This is a genomic window from Vibrio sp. 704 (assembly GCF_033339295.1).
In genome coordinates this window covers 1-641 of sequence record NZ_JAWOUH010000563.1, presented here as the reverse complement: position 1 = coordinate 641, position 641 = coordinate 1, and the positions used below count along the sequence as shown (strand labels likewise).

General features: G+C 44.0%; 1 protein-coding gene. It reads right to left on the bottom strand.

Going from position 1 to position 641, the window contains the following annotated elements; genetic code table 11:
- Positions 1–641, bottom strand: a 641-nt coding sequence (locus R7R24_RS27775) for a translocation/assembly module TamB domain-containing protein (RefSeq protein WP_411978839.1), incomplete at both ends; no start/stop codon positions are given.

Genomic DNA, 641 nt, shown 5'->3' with positions numbered 1-641 from the left:
TTGCAGCTTCATTTGATCGATAAGGAACTGACCATTCACTTTTGGGTGCATTACATCACCAGACAAGGCCAAATCAGTATTCATATTCGCCTTGAACAAGCTGTATTCCCCGATCAACGGGGCCAAGAAGTCCAAGTGGAACGTAGAAAGCGCAACCTTACCGTCAATAGTTGGCTTCTCAGATGAGACATTCAGTAAAGAAATCTTACCAGACAAGTCACCGTTATCTTTCACATCAAATAACCACTCAGCATCAAGCTTGTCTTTCGCTAATGCCGCTTTAAAGCTGAAGCTGTCCCAGCCCACTTTAATTGGCTGCTCTAGTGCTTGTTCAACTTGGCCTTTTGGCATGTTGACACTCAAGGTAACTTCAGGCTTTTTCTCTGGAGCCCATTTAGCAAAAGCCTGTGCATTAACTGAACCTTGCAGCTTGGTTTCTGGCGGCAGGAATTGTTTAATTTGGTCGAAATTAAAATCATTGATCGCTAACTTCGCTTGGCCACTCTTACCGACACTAATATCTTCGGTTAGACACACTCTCGACTTCGCTTGCAACCAACAATGAGCTTGAACATTCGCGATCTGTTTGTCGATATTGACCTTCACTGCAGTCGATTTTTGCAGTGACCAAGGACCTTGTT